The following is a 14,529-nucleotide window of genomic DNA, read 5'->3' as shown; positions in this document are numbered from 1 at the left end:
CGATGACTGACAATCGACAGGTGGTCGTCGTCACCGGCGGCACCCGCGGCGTCGGCGCCGGGATCGCCCGCGGCTTCCTCGCGGCCGGGGCCCGGGTCGTCGTCTGCGCCCGCAGACCTCCCGCCGCGCCCGTCGAAGTGGCGGGCGCCACCGCCGAGTTCCGCCCGGTCGACCTGCGCGACGCGGACGCGGCCCAGGACTTCCTCACCGGGGTCGCCGCCGACTGCGGCCGCCTCGACGTCCTGGTGAACAACGCCGGCGGCACCCCCTTCGGCCTGCTCGCCGAGTCGTCCGTGCGGCGCCAGACCAAGATCGTGGAACTGAACCTGCTCGCGCCGCTGTACGCATCCCTGGCCGCGTACGAGGTGATGCACCGTCAGGAGGCGGGCGGCAGCATCGTGATGATCGGCAGTGTCAGCGGCGGCCGCCCCTCACCCGGCTCCGGCGCGTACGGCGCGGCCAAGGCGGGCCTGGAGAACCTGGCGCGCACCATGGCCGTCGAATGGGCCCCGCACGTGCGCGTGAACACGGTCGTCCTCGGCCTCGTCCGCACCGAGAGCGCCCATCTGCACTACGGAGACGAGGACGGCGTCCGGGCGGTGGCCCGCACCGTCCCGCTCGGCCGCCTCGCCGACCCGTCGGACGCCGCCGACGCCTGCGTGTTCCTCGCGTCCCCGGCCGCGCGCTACATCAGCGGCGCGTCCCTCCACCTGCACGGCGGCGGCGAGCGCCCCGCGTTCCTCGACGCCGCGACCGTGAACCACTGACGGAAGGAGTCCCTTCATGACTGCCGCCACTGATCCGGGCATCTGCGCGGGCCGCGTCGTGATCGTCACGGGCGCGGGCCGCGGCCTCGGGCGCGCCCACGCCTGCGCGTACGCGGCCGAGGGGGCGCGGGTCGTCGTCAACGACCTGGGGGTGGGGCCCGACGGTTCGGGCGCGTCCGGCGGGCCCGCGCAGGACGTCGTCGAGGAGATCCGCGCCGCGGGCGGCGACGCGGTCGCGCACTGCGGTGACATCGCCACACCCCAGGGGGCCGCCTCCCTCGTCAGGGCCGCCCTGGAGACGTACGGACGCCTGGACACCCTCGTCAACAACGCGGGCTTCCTGCGGGACCGGATGCTGGTCAACCTCGACGAGGACGACTGGGACGCCGTCGTCCGCGTGCACCTGAAGGGCCACTTCCTGCCCCTGAAGCACGCGGCCGCGCACTGGCGCGCCGAGTCCAAGGCGGGCCGCACCCCGCACGCGTGCGTGGTCAACACCAGCTCCGGGGCGGGCCTTTCGGGCAGCGTCGGACAGGGCGCCTACAGCGCGGCCAAGGCAGGCATCCTCGGCCTCACCCTGGTCGCCTCCGCCGAACTCGCCCCCTACGGAGTGCGGGTGAACGCCCTCGCACCCGCCGCCCGCACCCGCATGACCGAGACGACGTTCGCCGACACGATGGCCGCCCCCGAAGGGAGCGGTTTCGACGCCATGGCACCGGAGAACGTGTCCCCCCTGGTCGTCTGGCTAGGCTCCCCGGCCTCCACGGGAGTCACCGGCCGCGTCTTCGCGGCCGAGGCGGGCCGCATCACCGTCATGGAGGGCTGGCGCCCGGGCCCGAGCGACGACCAGGGCGCCCGCCGCACACCGAAGGAGGCGGGCGAGACGGCTCTCAAGCTCCTTTCCAGGGCGGAGCCACCACAGCCGGTGTACGGGGCGAGGTGAGCGTTCCAGCCTGGCCGGGGGCTCTAGCCCGTCCGGCGTTTGAGGACGAGGCGCGAAGCGCCACCAAGAGGGAAGGGGCGAAGCCCCATACGAGCGCGGGGCCTGGGGCGGCGGCCACAGGAAGGGGCGGGTGGGTGGGGGAAACCCCCGGACTACGGCCCGAAGTGGCGGCAAAGGGCACCCCCCACCACCCAGGGCCGCTCGGCCACGGCAAGGTGGGCCGCCCCCTCCACCTCCACCAGGACGCCCCCACCGGCCACCCCGGAGGCGATCTCCCGCCCATGCCCGGGCGGCGTGGCCCGATCCAGCAGCCCGGTCACGACCAACGTGGGCGCGGTCACCGCGGACAGCGACGCCCGGACGTCGAACGCGGCGAGCGCGTCGCAGCACGCGGCGTACGCGGCGGGATCGGCCCACCGGTGGTCCGCCACGAGCCGCGGCACCGTGAAGCCGGGCGTGAACCACCGTTCCGGCGCGGTCCTCGCGAGCTCGGCGAGGCCCTCGCGCCGTACGAGGGCGGCCCGTCGGCGCCATGCCGCGCTGCCGCCGAAGTGGGCCGACGAGCACACGACGGCAAGGCGCGTCACCCGGTCGGGGTGGTGGACGGCCAGGTGGAGGCCGATCGCGCCGCCGAGGGAGACGCCCGCGTACGCGAAGCGGCGGACGCCGAGGGAGTCGGCGAGAGCGAGGACGAGCGCGGCGAGGTCGGCGACGGTCGCGCCGGGACCGATGAGGCCGGGCGGCGAGCCCCCGTGGCCGGGCAGGTCGAACCGTACGACGCGGTGGGCGGCGGCCAGGCGGGGCGTGACGGCGTCCCACAGGGCCGTGGAGGTGCCGAGCGAGGGGCCGAGGAGGAGCGGGGCGGCGGCGCTGCCGGGGCCGTCCTCGCGGTGGCTGAGCAGACTGTTCACCTCCGCTCCAGGGCGCGGTCGGTGAGGACTCCGGCGGAGCCGGTCCAGCGGGCGGCGTCGGCCGGTTCCGTGCGGTCCCCAGAAGCCTGGAGCTCCTTCAGCGCGGCCCGTTCCTCCGGGTTGAGGCCCTCCCAGGTGTCAGGATCCCCCAGCGTCCCGTCTCCCGCCCTCACCCGGCGCACCAGCATTCCCACCACCTCCACGGCCCGCGCCCGCCCCACCACCGGCGTCAGCCTCGCGACCAGCTGCTCCGAGACGATCAACCCACCGGTCAGCCCCAGGTGTTCATGCATCACGCGCGCGTGGACGCGGAGTCCCGCGCTCAGTTCCGCCGTGTCGCGGGCCGCGCCACCGGTGAGGCGGAGCAGGTCGCGCAGCGGCTCCCACTCGGCGTGCCAGGCGCCCGGAGGGCGTTCGTCGTCGGCGGCGAGGGAGGCGTGCAGCGTCGCGGCCGCCGCGGGTGCGCGGCGGGCCGCGGCGGCGACGAGCGTGGCGCGGACCGGGTTCGCCTTGTGGGGCATCGCCGAGGAGCCGCCGCCCGCGCCTTCGGAGACCTCCCCGATCTCCGTACGGGACAGCGTGAGCACGTCGACGGCGGCCTTGCCGAGCGCCCCGGCGGTGAAGGCGAGCGCGGCGGCGAGGTCGGCGACGGGCGTACGGAGGGTGTGCCAGGGGAGCAGCGGCTCGGCCAGACCCAGCTCCCGCGCGTAGGCGGCGACGAGCCCAAGCCCGACGCCGGCCCCACCGCCGGGCCCGTGCCCGACTCCAGGCCCACCGCCGGCCCCGTGCCCGACGCCACCCCCACCGCCAGGGCCGTCCGCCCCCAGGACCCCGTACGCGTCGAACGCCGCCAGCGTCCCCACCGCCCCGCCCAGCTGCACCGGCAGCGAATCCCGCACCCGCGTGAGCCGGTCGCGGGCGTCCAGGACCAGGGACCGCCACCCGGCCGCCTTCAGGCCGAACGTGGTGGGAGCCGCGTGCTGGGTGAGCGTGCGGCCCGGCATGGGGGTGTCGCGGTGGGCCGCCGCAAGCCGCGCCCACTGGTGTTCCGCGCGGGCGAGGTCCCGCAGGATCAGGTCCAGGGTGCGGGCCGCGACCAGCATGGTCGCCGTGTCGAGGACGTCCTGGCTGGTCGCGCCCCGGTGCACATACGGCGCCGCGTGTCCGGGCACGGCCGCCGTCAGGTCCGCCACCAGCGGGATCACCGGATTTCCACCGCCACGCGCGCGTACCGCCAGATCACGCAGGTCGAAGCGGTGCGCGTCGGCGGCATCGCTGACCGCCGCCGCGGCCTCGCGCGGCGCCATGCCCACGGCCGCCTGCGCCCGCGTCAGGGCCGCTTCGGCGTCCAGCATGGCCTGGAGGAAGGCTGGGTCGCCCGTCGCCCGCTCGGCGGCCGAACCCGCGCGGCCGGGCGCGAGGAGGCCGCTGTCGAACCCGCCCGCCGCCGACGGAACCCCGGCAACGTCAGGCGCGTTCACGGGTACTCCAGGAACCGCGGTCACGGGAACTCCAGGAACACCGTTTCGCCCTCCCCCTGGAGGCGGATGTCGAAGCGGTACGTGCGGTCGGGGCCCGGCCGGGCGAGGAGCGTCGCCCGGCGCTCCGGGGGCAGCGCGGCGAGCAGCGGGTCGTCGGCGGCGTCCGTCACGTACGCGCGCGTGCGCAGGTGCGACAGGAGGCCGCGGGCGAAGACGGCGAGCGCGATGTACGGCACACCCCCCGGCAGGAGCGTCCGGAACGCCCAGTGCCCGTCGCCGTCCGTCGCGACGCGGCCGAAGCCCGTGAACGTGACGCCGTCGCGCCCGGCCGCCCTGCCGGTGGCCGGGTCGCGCCGCAGCGACCCGGGCGCGCCCGCACACGAACCGTCCGGCGCCGACTGCCAGGTCTCGACGAGGGCGTCCGGTACGGGACTTCCCGAACCGTCGTACAAGTAGCCGTGGAGCGCGACCGCGGCGGGGTGCCCGGCCGGCGCCACGTCGCCGCCGCGGGGGAAGGGCAGGGCGTGGCCGTAGAAGGGGCCGATCGTCTGCGAGGGAGTGGGGGCGTGGGTGTTCACCGGGCGGCACCTTCCTCGAAGGGGGTGGCGGACGGGCCGTCGAGGACGATGTCCCAGCGGTAGCCGAGCGACCGCTCGGGGACGGTCAGGTCGTGGTCGTACGCCGACACGAGCCGGGCCCGCGCCGCCGCGTCGGTGACGGCGCCCAGCACCGGGTCGTACGCCAGGAGCGGGTCGCCGGGGAAGTACATCTGCGTCACCAGGCGCTGCGCGAACGCCGTGCCGAAGACGGAGAAGTGCAGGTGCGCGGGGCGCCACGCGTTGGCGTGGTTGCGCCACGGATAGGCGCCGGGCCTGATGGTCGTGAACGCGTACGCGCCGGAGTCGTCGGTGAGGCAGCGGCCGAAGCCCGTGAAGTTCGGGTCGAGCGGCGCCGGATGCCGGTCGAGGCGGTGGGCGTACCGGCCCGCCGCGTTGGCCTGCCACAGCTCCACCAACTGGCCGCGCACCGGCCGCCCCTGGCGGTCCGTGACCCGGCCCGAGACGGTGATGCGCTCGCCGATCGGCTCGCCCGCGTGCTGGCTCGTCAGGTCGCTGTCGACGACGGCGACGTCCGTGACGCCGAAGACGGGCCCGGTCAGCTCCACCGCCTCCGGATCGAGGACCGGCACGGCGGGGTGCCGGGGGAGGCGGAGCTCGCTGCTGCGGTAGGGCGGGTAGGAGTGGGCGGGGTGCCGCGGCGGGGCGGCGGCCGTGGTTCCGGATCGGGCGGCCCCGGGTGGGTCGGGCTCGGCGGCGATGACCGTCCGTTGCCGGCTGGGGTGGTCGGGCGGAGGGAAGGGAGGGGGGAAGTTCGTCATGTGCGGCTGTTCCTCCTTGGCTCGCGGCCCGGGACGTCGGGCATCCGCACCTTCGCCGCCGTCCTGGCGACGATCTCGGGGGCGTCGACTCCCGGCGCGCACTCGATCAGTTCGAAGCCGTCCTCGGTGACGTCGAGCACCCCGAGGTCCGTGACGACGCGGTGCACGCAGCGGCGTCCCGTCAGCGGCAGGTCGCACTCCTCGACGAGCTTGGGCGTGCCGTCCTTGGCGGTGTGCGTCATCGTCACGACGACCCGGCGGGCGCCGTGCACCAGGTCCATCGCGCCGCCGATGCCGGTGACGAGCCGCCCGGGGACCGCCCAGTTGGCGAGGTCCCCGCGCGCGGAGACCTGCATCGCGCCGAGCACGGCGACGTCGATGCGGCCGCCGCGGATCATCCCGAAGGACAGGGCCGAGTCGACGTACGCGGCCCCGGGAAGGACCGTCACCGTCTCCTTGCCCGCGTTGATCAGGTCCGGGTCCACCGCGTCGGCCGCCGGATAGGGGCCGACGCCGAGGACGCCGTTCTCGGACGCGATGACGACCTCCACGCCCGGCGGGAGGTGGTTGGGAATCAGCGTGGGCAGGCCGATGCCGAGGTTCACGTACTGGCCGTCCCTCAGCTCGCGTGCCGCGCGGGCGGCCACCTGCTCGCGGGTCCAGGCCATCAGGAGCTCACCGTCCGCTTCTCGACGCGCTTGTCGGCGGCCTCGGCGGGGCTGAGGGCCACGACCCGCTGCACGAAGATGCCGGGCAGGTGCACGGCGTCCGGGTCGATGGCGCCCGGTTCGACCAGCTCCTCCACCTCCGCGACCGTGACGCTTCCCGCCATCGCGGCGAGGGGGTTGAAGTTCCGGCTCGCCTTGGCGAACACCAGGTTGCCGTGCCGGTCGCCCCGCGCGGCCCGTACCAGCGCGAAGTCGGTGCGGATGCCCCGCTCCAGGACGTGCGGTACGCCGTCGAACTCCCGTACCTCCTTGGGCGGCGAGGCGAGGGCGACGCCGCCCGCGCCGTCGTACCGCCACGGCAGGCCGCCGTCGGCGACCTGTGTGCCCACCCCGGCCGGGGTGTAGAAGGCGGGGATGCCGCAGCCGCCGGCCCGCAGGCGCTCGGCGAGCGTGCCCTGCGGGATCAGCTCGACCTCGAGCTCACCGGCGAGATAGGCGCGCGCGAACTCCTTGTTGGCGCCGACGTACGAGCCGGTCACCCGCGCGAGACGGCCCGCCGCGAGCAGCACCGCCAGCCCCGTGCCGAGCGCGCCGCAGTTGTTCGACACCACGCGCAGACCCGTGACGCCCCGCCGGTGCAGCGCGTCGATCAGGACGTTCGGTACGCCGCTGAGTCCGAAGCCACCGACCGCGAGGGAAGCGCCGTCCCCCACGTCGGCCACCGCTTCCGCGGCCGTGGCGATCACCTTGTCCATCCGGGCCAGCCTCATCTCCGCGCCGCATAATGCTCAGCGCACTGACTATTTATGCCTGCGTCTGCGCGTCATCCCTGTGAACTGCTGCCCACGCTGCCACCGCCTGTCGGGCGCGTCAAGGGAGCCTCGGGCCAGGTACTGTTCAGTGCACCAACTACTGTGCATCCCCTACGGTGCACCCACGACAGCACCAGCGTGAGGAGCCGCCATGGCCGCGGTGGACCTGACCACCCACCCCGGGCACCTGGCCCGGCGTCTCCAGCAGGCGCACCACCTGCTGTGGACCACGATGGTCTCGGAGGAGACCACCTCGCCCCAGTTCGCCGTCCTCAACTCCCTGGTGGCCGAGCCGGGCCTGGACCAGCGCGGCGTGGGCGAGCGGGTCGGCCTCGACCGCTCCACCATCGCCGAGGTCATCAGCCGCCTCAGCCGCCGCGGGCTCATCGACAAGGTCCGCGACCCGCAGGACGGCCGCCGGTCGCTGCTGCGGCTCACCGCCGAGGGCCGGCAGGTGCACCGCAAGCTGACCGTGCGCACGGCCCGGATGAACCAGGTCTTCCTGGGGCCGCTCAGCGGCGACGAACGGGCGGTGTTCCTCGACCTGATGCAGCGGGTCGCGGACGCGGCCGAGCACCTGCGCAACCCGCTGCCGGACCCCGTCACGCCTTCGTGAACACCACCCACACCGGGCCGCGCGCGAACCTGAGCGGCCCGCCCTTCGGCGTGGTGAACTCCGTGCCGTCCCGCGCGGTCCCGCGCCGCCACCGCGCCTCGTAGGACCGGCCGTCCCGCAGGACCCGCGCGGTGCCCGAGCCCACGGTACGGGTGAGCGGCGACGCGTTGCCCGAGCGGTCGTGGAAGCGCGAGTCACGGATGTCGACGCGCTGGATCACGACCGTCGCCGCGGTGAGCGCGGCGCCGGACGCGGTGCGGGCCGGGGTGCCGTCCATCGCGATGTGCCAGCGGCCCTCGTACTCGACCCAGGTGAAGGTGAAGCTCGCCGACGGGAAGCGGACCGTGCGCCGGGTCTCGGGCGCCCCGCCCGCCGGGCGCTGCCCGAACCGGAAGCCCGTGCTCTCCAGACCGCTCGCGTCCGTCCGCGCGCCCAGGTCCCCGGGGCGCAGATAGAGGTTGTGCGGCGCGGGCCTCGCCCCGTCGCGGAAGTACGCCCTGCCGGGGGCCTTCCCGGGCGGCAGCGGGCGCAGCGGGGCGCCGTCGATCAGCGGGAGCAGCTTCGACTGCGCCCCGGAGAACGCGAGCGCCGGCCGGTCGAACTGGCGAAGCAGCTCCAGATCCGTCTCACGGGCGCTGCGCACGGGCCCGACCACCGGCGGAAGTCGCCGCGCGTACAGGGCGAGCAGCCGGCTGAGCCCGGCCTCCACCCGCTCCACGTACACGACGTCCGCCGCCTCCAGGCCCGTCTGCGGGCGCGCGGGGCCGACGTTGTCGACCTTCACGGCGAGTACGCGGCCCTCGTCCGTGGCGCCCTCCCCGTCCGCGCCGCCCGACCGGTCCTCCAAGGTGCAGCCGGGCACGAGCGCGGCGAGCGCCGCCCCCACGACTGCCGCTCGCCACGCCCGTGTCGTCCGCATCCCGCGTCCCGCCCGTGTCTGTCGCCGCTCCATGCCGGGGGTGTACCCGGACCGGCCGGATCTCAGCCCGGGTGCCCGGGTGTCAGCCGAAGTCGAGGGCGTTCGGCAGGCCGAGCCGGTAGCGGGTGCGGTCGTGGCGCTTGAGGAGAGCCAGCTCCGGGGCGCGGTACAGCGGCGTCACCTCGCACCGCTTGTGCTCCGAACCCACCCGGTCGAGCAGGGCGTTGACCGCCTGGCGGGCGGCGGCGTTGGCGCCCTCCATGGTGGCCAGGTCGATGTCCACGGCCACGTAGTCGCCCGCGAGGAAGAGGTTGGGGATCTTCGTCTCCGCGGACGGGCGGTTGTGCAGGGTGCCCACCGGGTGGATGAGGAGCTCGTCGTCGTTCGTCGGGTTCGGGCCGCCGATGCCGTCCACGCCCGGGTCGAGGATCCACGCGTGCAGCATCGCGTCGCTGAGCACCGTCTTGCCGGTGTCGTTCAGGGAGGCCTTCAGCTGCGCCCACACCTCGCGCGCCACCTCGTCGCGCGTGCACTTCTTGGCCGTCTTGCCGTACAGGATCCCCGGCTTGTCCCACTCGGAGACGTCCACCGACAGACAGTCCACGGCGGTGCCGTCGCCGTAGTCGGCGGGGAAGTCACGGCCCTTCCAGTGCGACGCCTGCGCGATCCCCGTCAGCGACCAGGGGGAGTCGATGCAGTTGAAGTGTCCGTCGACGACCTTCGGGCGCTCCGTCAGATAGAACTGGATGCCCGTCATCCAGTCCGTCCGCAGCTTGTCGCACCGCGCCAGCTGCGGGTCGGCCGCCTTGAGCCGCGCGCCCCAGGTCCTGCGGGCGTGCTCCACCGGCATGGCCTGGACGTAGTGGTCGGCCGTGATGTCGTGCCGGGTGCCCTGCGGGTCCTCGATCACCGTCTTGGCGACGCGCCCCTCGCCGTACGCGACCTCGCGCACCGTCCAGCCGATGCGGAACTCCACGCCGAGCGCCTTCAGATGGGCCACCCACGGGTCGATCCACGCCTCGTTGGTGGGCGCGTTCAGGATCCGGTCCGGCGGGCCGTCCGCGCCCCGGCCGAGCGCGTTGAACACGAAGGCCTCGCCGAGCGTGCCGACCGTGCGGGTGCTGGCCACCTCGGCCTTCGTGGCCACGATGTTGCGGGTGACGCCGATCGCGAGGATGCGCTGGTAGTCCTTCGACATCTCCTCGGCGCGCACGAACTCCCACCAGGGGGTGGCCTCCCACTGGTCGTCGCGCCGCTCGTCGCAGCTCGTGAGGAAGACCAAGGCGCGGTTCACGAAGTACGCGATCTCGTTCGCCGGGATGCTGAACGCGGTGTCCAGGAACGCGGTGAGCGCGCGGGCGATGTCCTCCGGGGAGAGGTCGGCCGGCTTGCCGTCCCGGCCGGGGATGGGCAGGCGGATGTCCTCGCGCCCGCCGGCGCGGGCGAAGCTCATCTCCGGCGGGGCGACGAGGTTGTCCCAGACGCCGTTCTTGTTGCCGGGGAAGGGGATGCGGCGCATCGTGTCCGGGAGGTTGTGATAGATCCCCGGGATGAAGCGGAAGCCGTGCTCGGCGGGCAGCGGTTTGCGGCCGCCCTTCGCGCTGTCCGGTACGTCGAAACTGCGGGCCTTGCCGCCCAGTGCGCGGCGCTCGTAGACCGTGACGGCGAAGCCGCGCTCGGCCAGCTCGTGGGCGGCCGTCAGGCCCGCGACGCCGCCGCCGAGGACGGCGACCGTTTGGCGGGGGGTGGGGCTCTCGGCCGCGGTGGGGCGCTCGGCTGCGTGGGCGGTGGCGGTGCCCGTGGTCGTCAGGGTGGCGAGGCTCAGGGCTGCCGCACTTCCGGCTGTCGCGGTGACGAATGCTCTGCGTGTGCTGCCGGGTGGTTCTGGGTGGCCCATGTGTCGTCCCCTTTACCGGTGGTAACTCGGTGTCGGGGGCGGAGCGTATAGGGGTGGGCGGGGGGTCGGAAGGTGTGGGTGTACGTTGGCCGGATTTCGCCTCCGGGGGATCTCCCGCCCGCCCGCCCGTTTCCACCCTCACGCGCGGTGGGCGCCTCTTGTGGGGGTCGCTCGTCGTTGGCGTCTGCCGGTGGTGCGCCGCGCTGCGCGCGGCTTTTGTCTCCCACCCGCCCGCCCGTTTCCACCTTCACGCGGGGCGGGCGCCTCTCGTGGGGGTGACCCGCCGTCGGCGGGTGCGGCCCGGGGGTGGGTAGTGGGTGGGCGGGCGGGGTGAAGCCGCCGCGTTAGCGGCGGTACCTGTGCGCAGGGGCGGTGGGTCATGTGGGGTGGTGTGGGCGGTGGGGCCTGCGCGTGGGGACGTGGGTCACGTGGGCGGCGAGGCCTGTGCGTAGGGGTGGTGGGTCGTGTGGATGGTGGGGTCTGTGGGTTGGGGTGGTGGGTCGTGTGGGTGGTGGGGCCTGTGGGTTGGGACGGCAGGTCGTGTGGGTGGTGGGGCCTGTGGGTTGGGACGGCAGGTCGTGTGGGTAGTGGGGCCTGTGCGTAGGGGCGGCAGGTCGTGTGGGTGGTGGGGCCTGTGTGCAAGGGTGGCGGGCTGTGTGGGTGGCGGGGCCTGTGCGTGGGGCTGTGGGTGGCGGGTGCTGTTGTTGCGTTGGCGGGGGTGTCTGGGGTCAGGGGGTCGGGGGTGAGCCCAGGGCCGTCGTGAGGTCGTAGGCCGGAGGGGTGTCCAGTTGGGCGTACGTGCAGGAGTCGGGCGTGCGGTCCGGGCGCCACGCGCGGAACTGGGCCGTGTGCCGGAACCGCACCCCGTTCTCCATGTGGTCGTAGGCCACCTCACACACCCGCTCCGGCCGCAACGGCTCCCACGTGAGGTCCTTCTTGCCCGACCACCGGTTCACCGCCCCCGGAAGGCGCGCGCTCTCGTGCGCGGCCTCGTCGGTCCACGCGGCCCAGGGGTGCCCCGCCGCGGACTCCATCCGGAGCGGCGCGAGTTCCGCCATAAGCTCTTCGCGCCGCTTCATGGAGAACGCCGCGCACACCCCGACGTGCTGCAGCGCGCCCCCGTCGTCGTACAGGCCGAGCAGCAGCGAGCCGACCACCGGGCCGCTCTTGTGGAAGCGGAAGCCCGCGACCACGCAGTCCGCCGTCCGCTCGTGCTTGATCTTGAACATGAGGCGCTCGTTCTGGCGGTACCGCAGGTCGAGCGGTTTGGCGACGACCCCGTCGAGCCCGGCGCCCTCGTACTGCTCGAACCACCGCCGCGCCTCGTCCTGGTCGAGGGTCATCGGCGCCAGGTGGACCGGCGCGGTGACCTCCTCGAGGGCCTTGGCCAGGAGCCGGCGGCGGTCGCTCAGCGGCACGTCGAGGAGCGCCTCGTCGAAGAGCGCGAGCAGGTCGAACGCGACGTACGACGCCGGTGTCCGCTCGGCGAGCAGCCGCACCCGGGAGTCCGCCGGGTGGATGCGCTCGGTGAGGGCGTCGAAGTCGAGCCGGCCGTCACGGGCGATGACGATCTCGCCGTCCAGGACGCACCGCCGCGGCAGGCGCTCGCGCAGCGCCGCGACGAGCTCGGGGAAGTAGCGGGTGAGCGGCTTCGTGCCGCGGCTGCCGATCTCGATCTCGTCCCCGTCCCGGAAGACGACGGCCCGGAAGCCGTCCCACTTCGCCTCGTACTGCATGCCGGGCGGGATCTTCGCCACGGACTTGGCGAGCATCGGCTTCACGGGCGGCATCACCGGCAGGTCCATGATCCGACTCTAGGAGCGGTCCGTGCGGTCCGCTTCCTGTGCGGCACGCCGAAGGGCCAGGTCAGGACCGGGGGAGGGCCTTGCGGACCTGGTTGCGGACGGATGCGGGGCCGATCACCAAGTACGAGGTCCGGGCGTCGCGGGACTGCGCCGTCGTGACCGCGCCCGCCACGCCCGTGATGCGCGCGGGCTTGCCGATCTCGTACTCGATGACCATGGCGTTGCGCCCGCACGACAGCTCCAGCCAGGTGGTGGGGTCGCTGCTCTGGGCGGATGAGACGGTGTACGGCCCCGCGGGGAGCTCCGCGACGTCCGCGCCCTCGTCGGTGCCGTCCTTCGGTCGCGCCTCGGTCATGCCCTGCAGGAACTGGTCGCGCGGGCCGGTCATCAGGACCCCGCACTTCTTGCCTTCGAGGTAGGCGATGACGCGGGTGGTGCCGATGCGGGCCTCGCCGAGCGGGTGCCGGGGCGCGTCGGACAGCGAGGAGTCCAGCTCTTCGAGCGCGGCGCCGCGCAGGGGCAGCGGCTCGACCTGCTTCAGGCCCGCGGGCGGGGGCCCGGCGGGAGCGGTGGGTGAGGCGGCCCGGCGTGTGGGGGAGGGAGACGCGTCGTCGTCCCCGCCCGGCGTGCAGGCGGTCACGGCAAGGGCGAGCGTGGCCGTGGCCACGGCCCGGACGGTCCTGCGGCTGCGCACGCGCCGTACTCCTTTGCCTGTACATGACGGACGTGGGGACCTTATGCGGCTCGAACGTCCTTGATCAACATCGCGCCCGATATGCGCCCTTCGGCCCACCCCTCTACCGTGGCTCGCATGGGTGCGGGCGCGGCGGTGGAGCTCACGGCCGGGGAGCGGACGGTGCGGCTCTCCAGCCCCGACCGCGTGCTGTTCCCGGAGAGCGGCTTCACCAAGCGGGACCTGGCCGAGTACTTCATCGCCGTCGGCGACGGCATCGTGCGGGCCCTGCGCGACCGGCCCACGACCCTGGAGCGCTACCCGGAGGGCGTCACCGGCGAGTCCTTCTACCAGAAGCGCGCCCCGAAGAACCTGCCCGACTGGATCCCGACCGGCACCATCACCTTCCCCAGCGGCCGCACCGCCGACGAGATCTGCCCCACGGAGGTCGCCGCGGTCGTGTGGGCGGCCCAGTACGGCACGCTCACCTTCCACCCCTGGCCCGTGCGCCGCACCGACCCCGACCACCCCGACGAGCTGCGCATCGACCTCGACCCGCAGCCCGGCACGGACTACGCCGACGCTGTCCGCGCCGCCCACGAACTCCGGTCCGTCCTGGACGAGTTCGGCCTGCGCGGCTGGCCCAAGACGTCCGGCGGACGCGGCATCCACGTCTTCGTGCCGATCGAGCCGCGCTGGACGTTCGTGGAGGTCCGCCGCGCCGCGATCGCCTGCGGCCGCGCCCTGGAGCGGCGCATGCCGGACGCGGTGACGACGGCCTGGTGGAAGGAGGAGCGCGGCGAGCGGATCTTCGTCGACTTCAACCAGACCGCCCGGGACCGCACCATCGCCTCCGCCTACTCGGTCCGCGCCCGCCCGCACGCCCCCGTCTCCGCGCCCCTGCGCTGGGACGAGCTCGACGACGCCGTGCCGCGCGACTTCGACCTCGGTACGATGCCCGCGCGCTTCGCCGAGGTCGGCGACGTACACCAGGACATGGACGGGCACGCGTTCTCGCTGGAGCCGCTGCTCGACCTCGCCGAGCGCGACGAGAAGGAGCGCGGGCTCGGCGACCTGCCGTACCCGCCCGAGTACCCGAAGATGCCGGGCGAGCCCAAGCGGGTCCAGCCGAGCCGGGCCCGCCACGACACCTGACCCGGGGGTTCCCGTGAGCGACGACGTCCTGTCGGTCGTCCCCGCCGACCCGCGCTGGCAGCCGGACGAGGAGGCCGCCGAGCGCACCACGGCCCTGGTCGGCGCCCTGGTCGAGGACCCGGACCGGGGCGACGCCGCCGAGATCGACGTCACCTGGCACGACGCGATCGCCGTCGTGGACTGCGGCGAGAACCTGGAGCGGATCGGCTGCCCGCGCTGCGGCGCGGCGATCGACCGCGCGTGGTGGGCGGAGTTCGTCGCGGCGCGGGCGGACGACGGCCTGGCCGACCTCGCCGTCCGCGCCCCGTGCTGCGGCGCCGACACCTCCCTGGACGCCCTCGACTTCCACTGGCCGTGCGCGTTCGCCCGCTTCGAGATCGCCGTCTGGAACCCCGGCAGGGACCGGTTCACCGCCGAGGAGCTCACGGCCCTCGGCGACGCGCTGGGACAGCCGGTGCGGCAGGTCCTCGCGCACTTCTGAGACGGCACGGCTGTGGCCCCTCC

14 protein-coding genes and 1 pseudogene are annotated in these 14,529 nt (G+C 74.3%); 5 read left to right on the top strand and 10 right to left on the bottom strand.

Annotated elements, in window-relative coordinates:
* Positions 1–2: 2 nt before the first annotated feature.
* On the top strand, positions 3–767 hold the full coding sequence (locus ACFWZ5_RS32955) for an SDR family oxidoreductase (protein ID WP_384793417.1): 765 nt from the start codon (positions 3–5) through the stop codon (positions 765–767).
* A 16-nt stretch (positions 768–783) separates the two neighbouring features.
* A complete protein-coding gene (locus ACFWZ5_RS32950; protein ID WP_384793414.1) occupies positions 784–1,710 on the top strand; it encodes an SDR family oxidoreductase in 927 nt (308 codons plus the stop codon).
* Between the two features lie 161 nt (positions 1,711–1,871).
* Here ACFWZ5_RS32950 and ACFWZ5_RS32945 read toward each other — a convergent pair.
* The 6 genes and pseudogenes from ACFWZ5_RS32945 to ACFWZ5_RS32920 form a co-directional block, all read right to left on the bottom strand.
* Positions 1,872–2,621, bottom strand: a pseudogene (locus tag ACFWZ5_RS32945) (alpha/beta fold hydrolase); the annotation flags it as partial.
* Positions 2,618–4,102 carry a 3-carboxy-cis,cis-muconate cycloisomerase gene (gene pcaB, locus ACFWZ5_RS32940; protein ID WP_384793411.1) on the bottom strand — a complete coding sequence of 495 codons (1,485 nt, stop codon included), beginning with the start codon at positions 4,100–4,102 and terminating at the stop codon, positions 2,618–2,620. The gene pcaB and the pseudogene ACFWZ5_RS32945, both read right to left, overlap by 4 nt.
* Positions 4,103–4,122: 20 nt before the next feature.
* Complete coding sequence (pcaG, locus tag ACFWZ5_RS32935; RefSeq protein ID WP_384793408.1) at positions 4,123–4,680, bottom strand: protocatechuate 3,4-dioxygenase subunit alpha; 558 nt, start codon at positions 4,678–4,680, stop codon at positions 4,123–4,125.
* Positions 4,677–5,480: a protocatechuate 3,4-dioxygenase subunit beta gene (gene pcaH / locus ACFWZ5_RS32930; RefSeq protein WP_384793405.1), complete on the bottom strand. Its 804-nt coding sequence runs from the start codon at positions 5,478–5,480 to the stop codon at positions 4,677–4,679. Before pcaH ends, pcaG begins: the two co-directional genes overlap by 4 nt.
* Positions 5,477–6,148, bottom strand: coding sequence for a 3-oxoacid CoA-transferase subunit B (locus tag ACFWZ5_RS32925; RefSeq protein ID WP_384793402.1), 672 nt, complete (start codon positions 6,146–6,148; stop codon positions 5,477–5,479). Before ACFWZ5_RS32925 ends, pcaH begins: the two co-directional genes overlap by 4 nt.
* Complete coding sequence (locus ACFWZ5_RS32920; RefSeq protein WP_384793399.1) at positions 6,148–6,903, bottom strand: CoA transferase subunit A; 756 nt, start codon at positions 6,901–6,903, stop codon at positions 6,148–6,150. Before ACFWZ5_RS32920 ends, ACFWZ5_RS32925 begins: the two co-directional genes overlap by 1 nt.
* Positions 6,904–7,111: 208 nt before the next feature.
* Here ACFWZ5_RS32920 and ACFWZ5_RS32915 point away from each other — a divergent pair, with 208 nt between their 5' ends.
* A complete protein-coding gene (locus ACFWZ5_RS32915; protein WP_384793396.1) occupies positions 7,112–7,576 on the top strand; it encodes a MarR family winged helix-turn-helix transcriptional regulator in 465 nt (154 codons plus the stop codon).
* Here the strand turns inward: ACFWZ5_RS32915 and ACFWZ5_RS32910 are convergent.
* The 4 genes from ACFWZ5_RS32910 to ACFWZ5_RS32895 form a co-directional block, all read right to left on the bottom strand.
* On the bottom strand, positions 7,563–8,495 hold the full coding sequence (locus tag ACFWZ5_RS32910) for a DUF3048 domain-containing protein (RefSeq protein WP_384793394.1): 933 nt from the start codon (positions 8,493–8,495) through the stop codon (positions 7,563–7,565). The genes ACFWZ5_RS32915 and ACFWZ5_RS32910 overlap by 14 nt on opposite strands.
* 82 nt (positions 8,496–8,577) lie before the next feature.
* Positions 8,578–10,392, bottom strand: coding sequence for an FAD-dependent oxidoreductase (locus tag ACFWZ5_RS32905; RefSeq protein WP_384793391.1), 1,815 nt, complete (start codon positions 10,390–10,392; stop codon positions 8,578–8,580).
* A gap of 728 nt (positions 10,393–11,120) precedes the next feature.
* Positions 11,121–12,197: an ATP-dependent DNA ligase gene (locus tag ACFWZ5_RS32900; protein WP_384793388.1), complete on the bottom strand. Its 1,077-nt coding sequence runs from the start codon at positions 12,195–12,197 to the stop codon at positions 11,121–11,123.
* Between the two features lie 61 nt (positions 12,198–12,258).
* Positions 12,259–12,891 (bottom strand): hypothetical protein, encoded by a 633-nt coding sequence (locus tag ACFWZ5_RS32895; RefSeq protein ID WP_384793385.1) that lies wholly within the window; start codon positions 12,889–12,891, stop codon positions 12,259–12,261.
* 117 nt (positions 12,892–13,008) lie between these two features.
* On the opposite strand from ACFWZ5_RS32895, the gene ligD reads away from it, so the two are divergent.
* On the top strand, positions 13,009–14,025 hold the full coding sequence (ligD, locus tag ACFWZ5_RS32890) for a non-homologous end-joining DNA ligase (RefSeq protein ID WP_384793382.1): 1,017 nt from the start codon (positions 13,009–13,011) through the stop codon (positions 14,023–14,025).
* 13 nt (positions 14,026–14,038) lie between these two features.
* Positions 14,039–14,506: a hypothetical protein gene (locus tag ACFWZ5_RS32885; protein WP_384793379.1), complete on the top strand. Its 468-nt coding sequence runs from the start codon at positions 14,039–14,041 to the stop codon at positions 14,504–14,506.
* Positions 14,507–14,529 lie beyond the last annotated feature (23 nt).

Origin of the sequence: Streptomyces sp. NPDC059003 (genome assembly GCF_042740445.1) — a bacterium.
GTDB lineage: Bacteria > Actinomycetota > Actinomycetes > Streptomycetales > Streptomycetaceae > Streptomyces.
Note: the sequence above shows the minus strand (reverse complement) of the source record. Positions and strands in the feature narration are given on the sequence as shown.

Coding starts and splice junctions, on each gene's coding strand:
- ACFWZ5_RS32910 (WP_384793394.1), bottom strand. CDS start 8,495: ATGCGGACGACACGGGCGTGGCGAGCGGCAGTCGTGGGGGCGGCGCTC.
- ACFWZ5_RS32925 (WP_384793402.1), bottom strand. CDS start 6,148: ATGGCCTGGACCCGCGAGCAGGTGGCCGCCCGCGCGGCACGCGAGCTG.
- ligD (WP_384793382.1), top strand. CDS start 13,009: ATGGGTGCGGGCGCGGCGGTGGAGCTCACGGCCGGGGAGCGGACGGTG.
- pcaH (WP_384793405.1), bottom strand. CDS start 5,480: ATGACGAACTTCCCCCCTCCCTTCCCTCCGCCCGACCACCCCAGCCGG.
- ACFWZ5_RS32900 (WP_384793388.1), bottom strand. CDS start 12,197: ATGGACCTGCCGGTGATGCCGCCCGTGAAGCCGATGCTCGCCAAGTCC.
- ACFWZ5_RS32950 (WP_384793414.1), top strand. CDS start 784: ATGACTGCCGCCACTGATCCGGGCATCTGCGCGGGCCGCGTCGTGATC.
- ACFWZ5_RS32915 (WP_384793396.1), top strand. CDS start 7,112: ATGGCCGCGGTGGACCTGACCACCCACCCCGGGCACCTGGCCCGGCGT.
- ACFWZ5_RS32905 (WP_384793391.1), bottom strand. CDS start 10,392: ATGGGCCACCCAGAACCACCCGGCAGCACACGCAGAGCATTCGTCACC.
- ACFWZ5_RS32920 (WP_384793399.1), bottom strand. CDS start 6,903: ATGGACAAGGTGATCGCCACGGCCGCGGAAGCGGTGGCCGACGTGGGG.
- ACFWZ5_RS32955 (WP_384793417.1), top strand. CDS start 3: ATGACTGACAATCGACAGGTGGTCGTCGTCACCGGCGGCACCCGCGGC.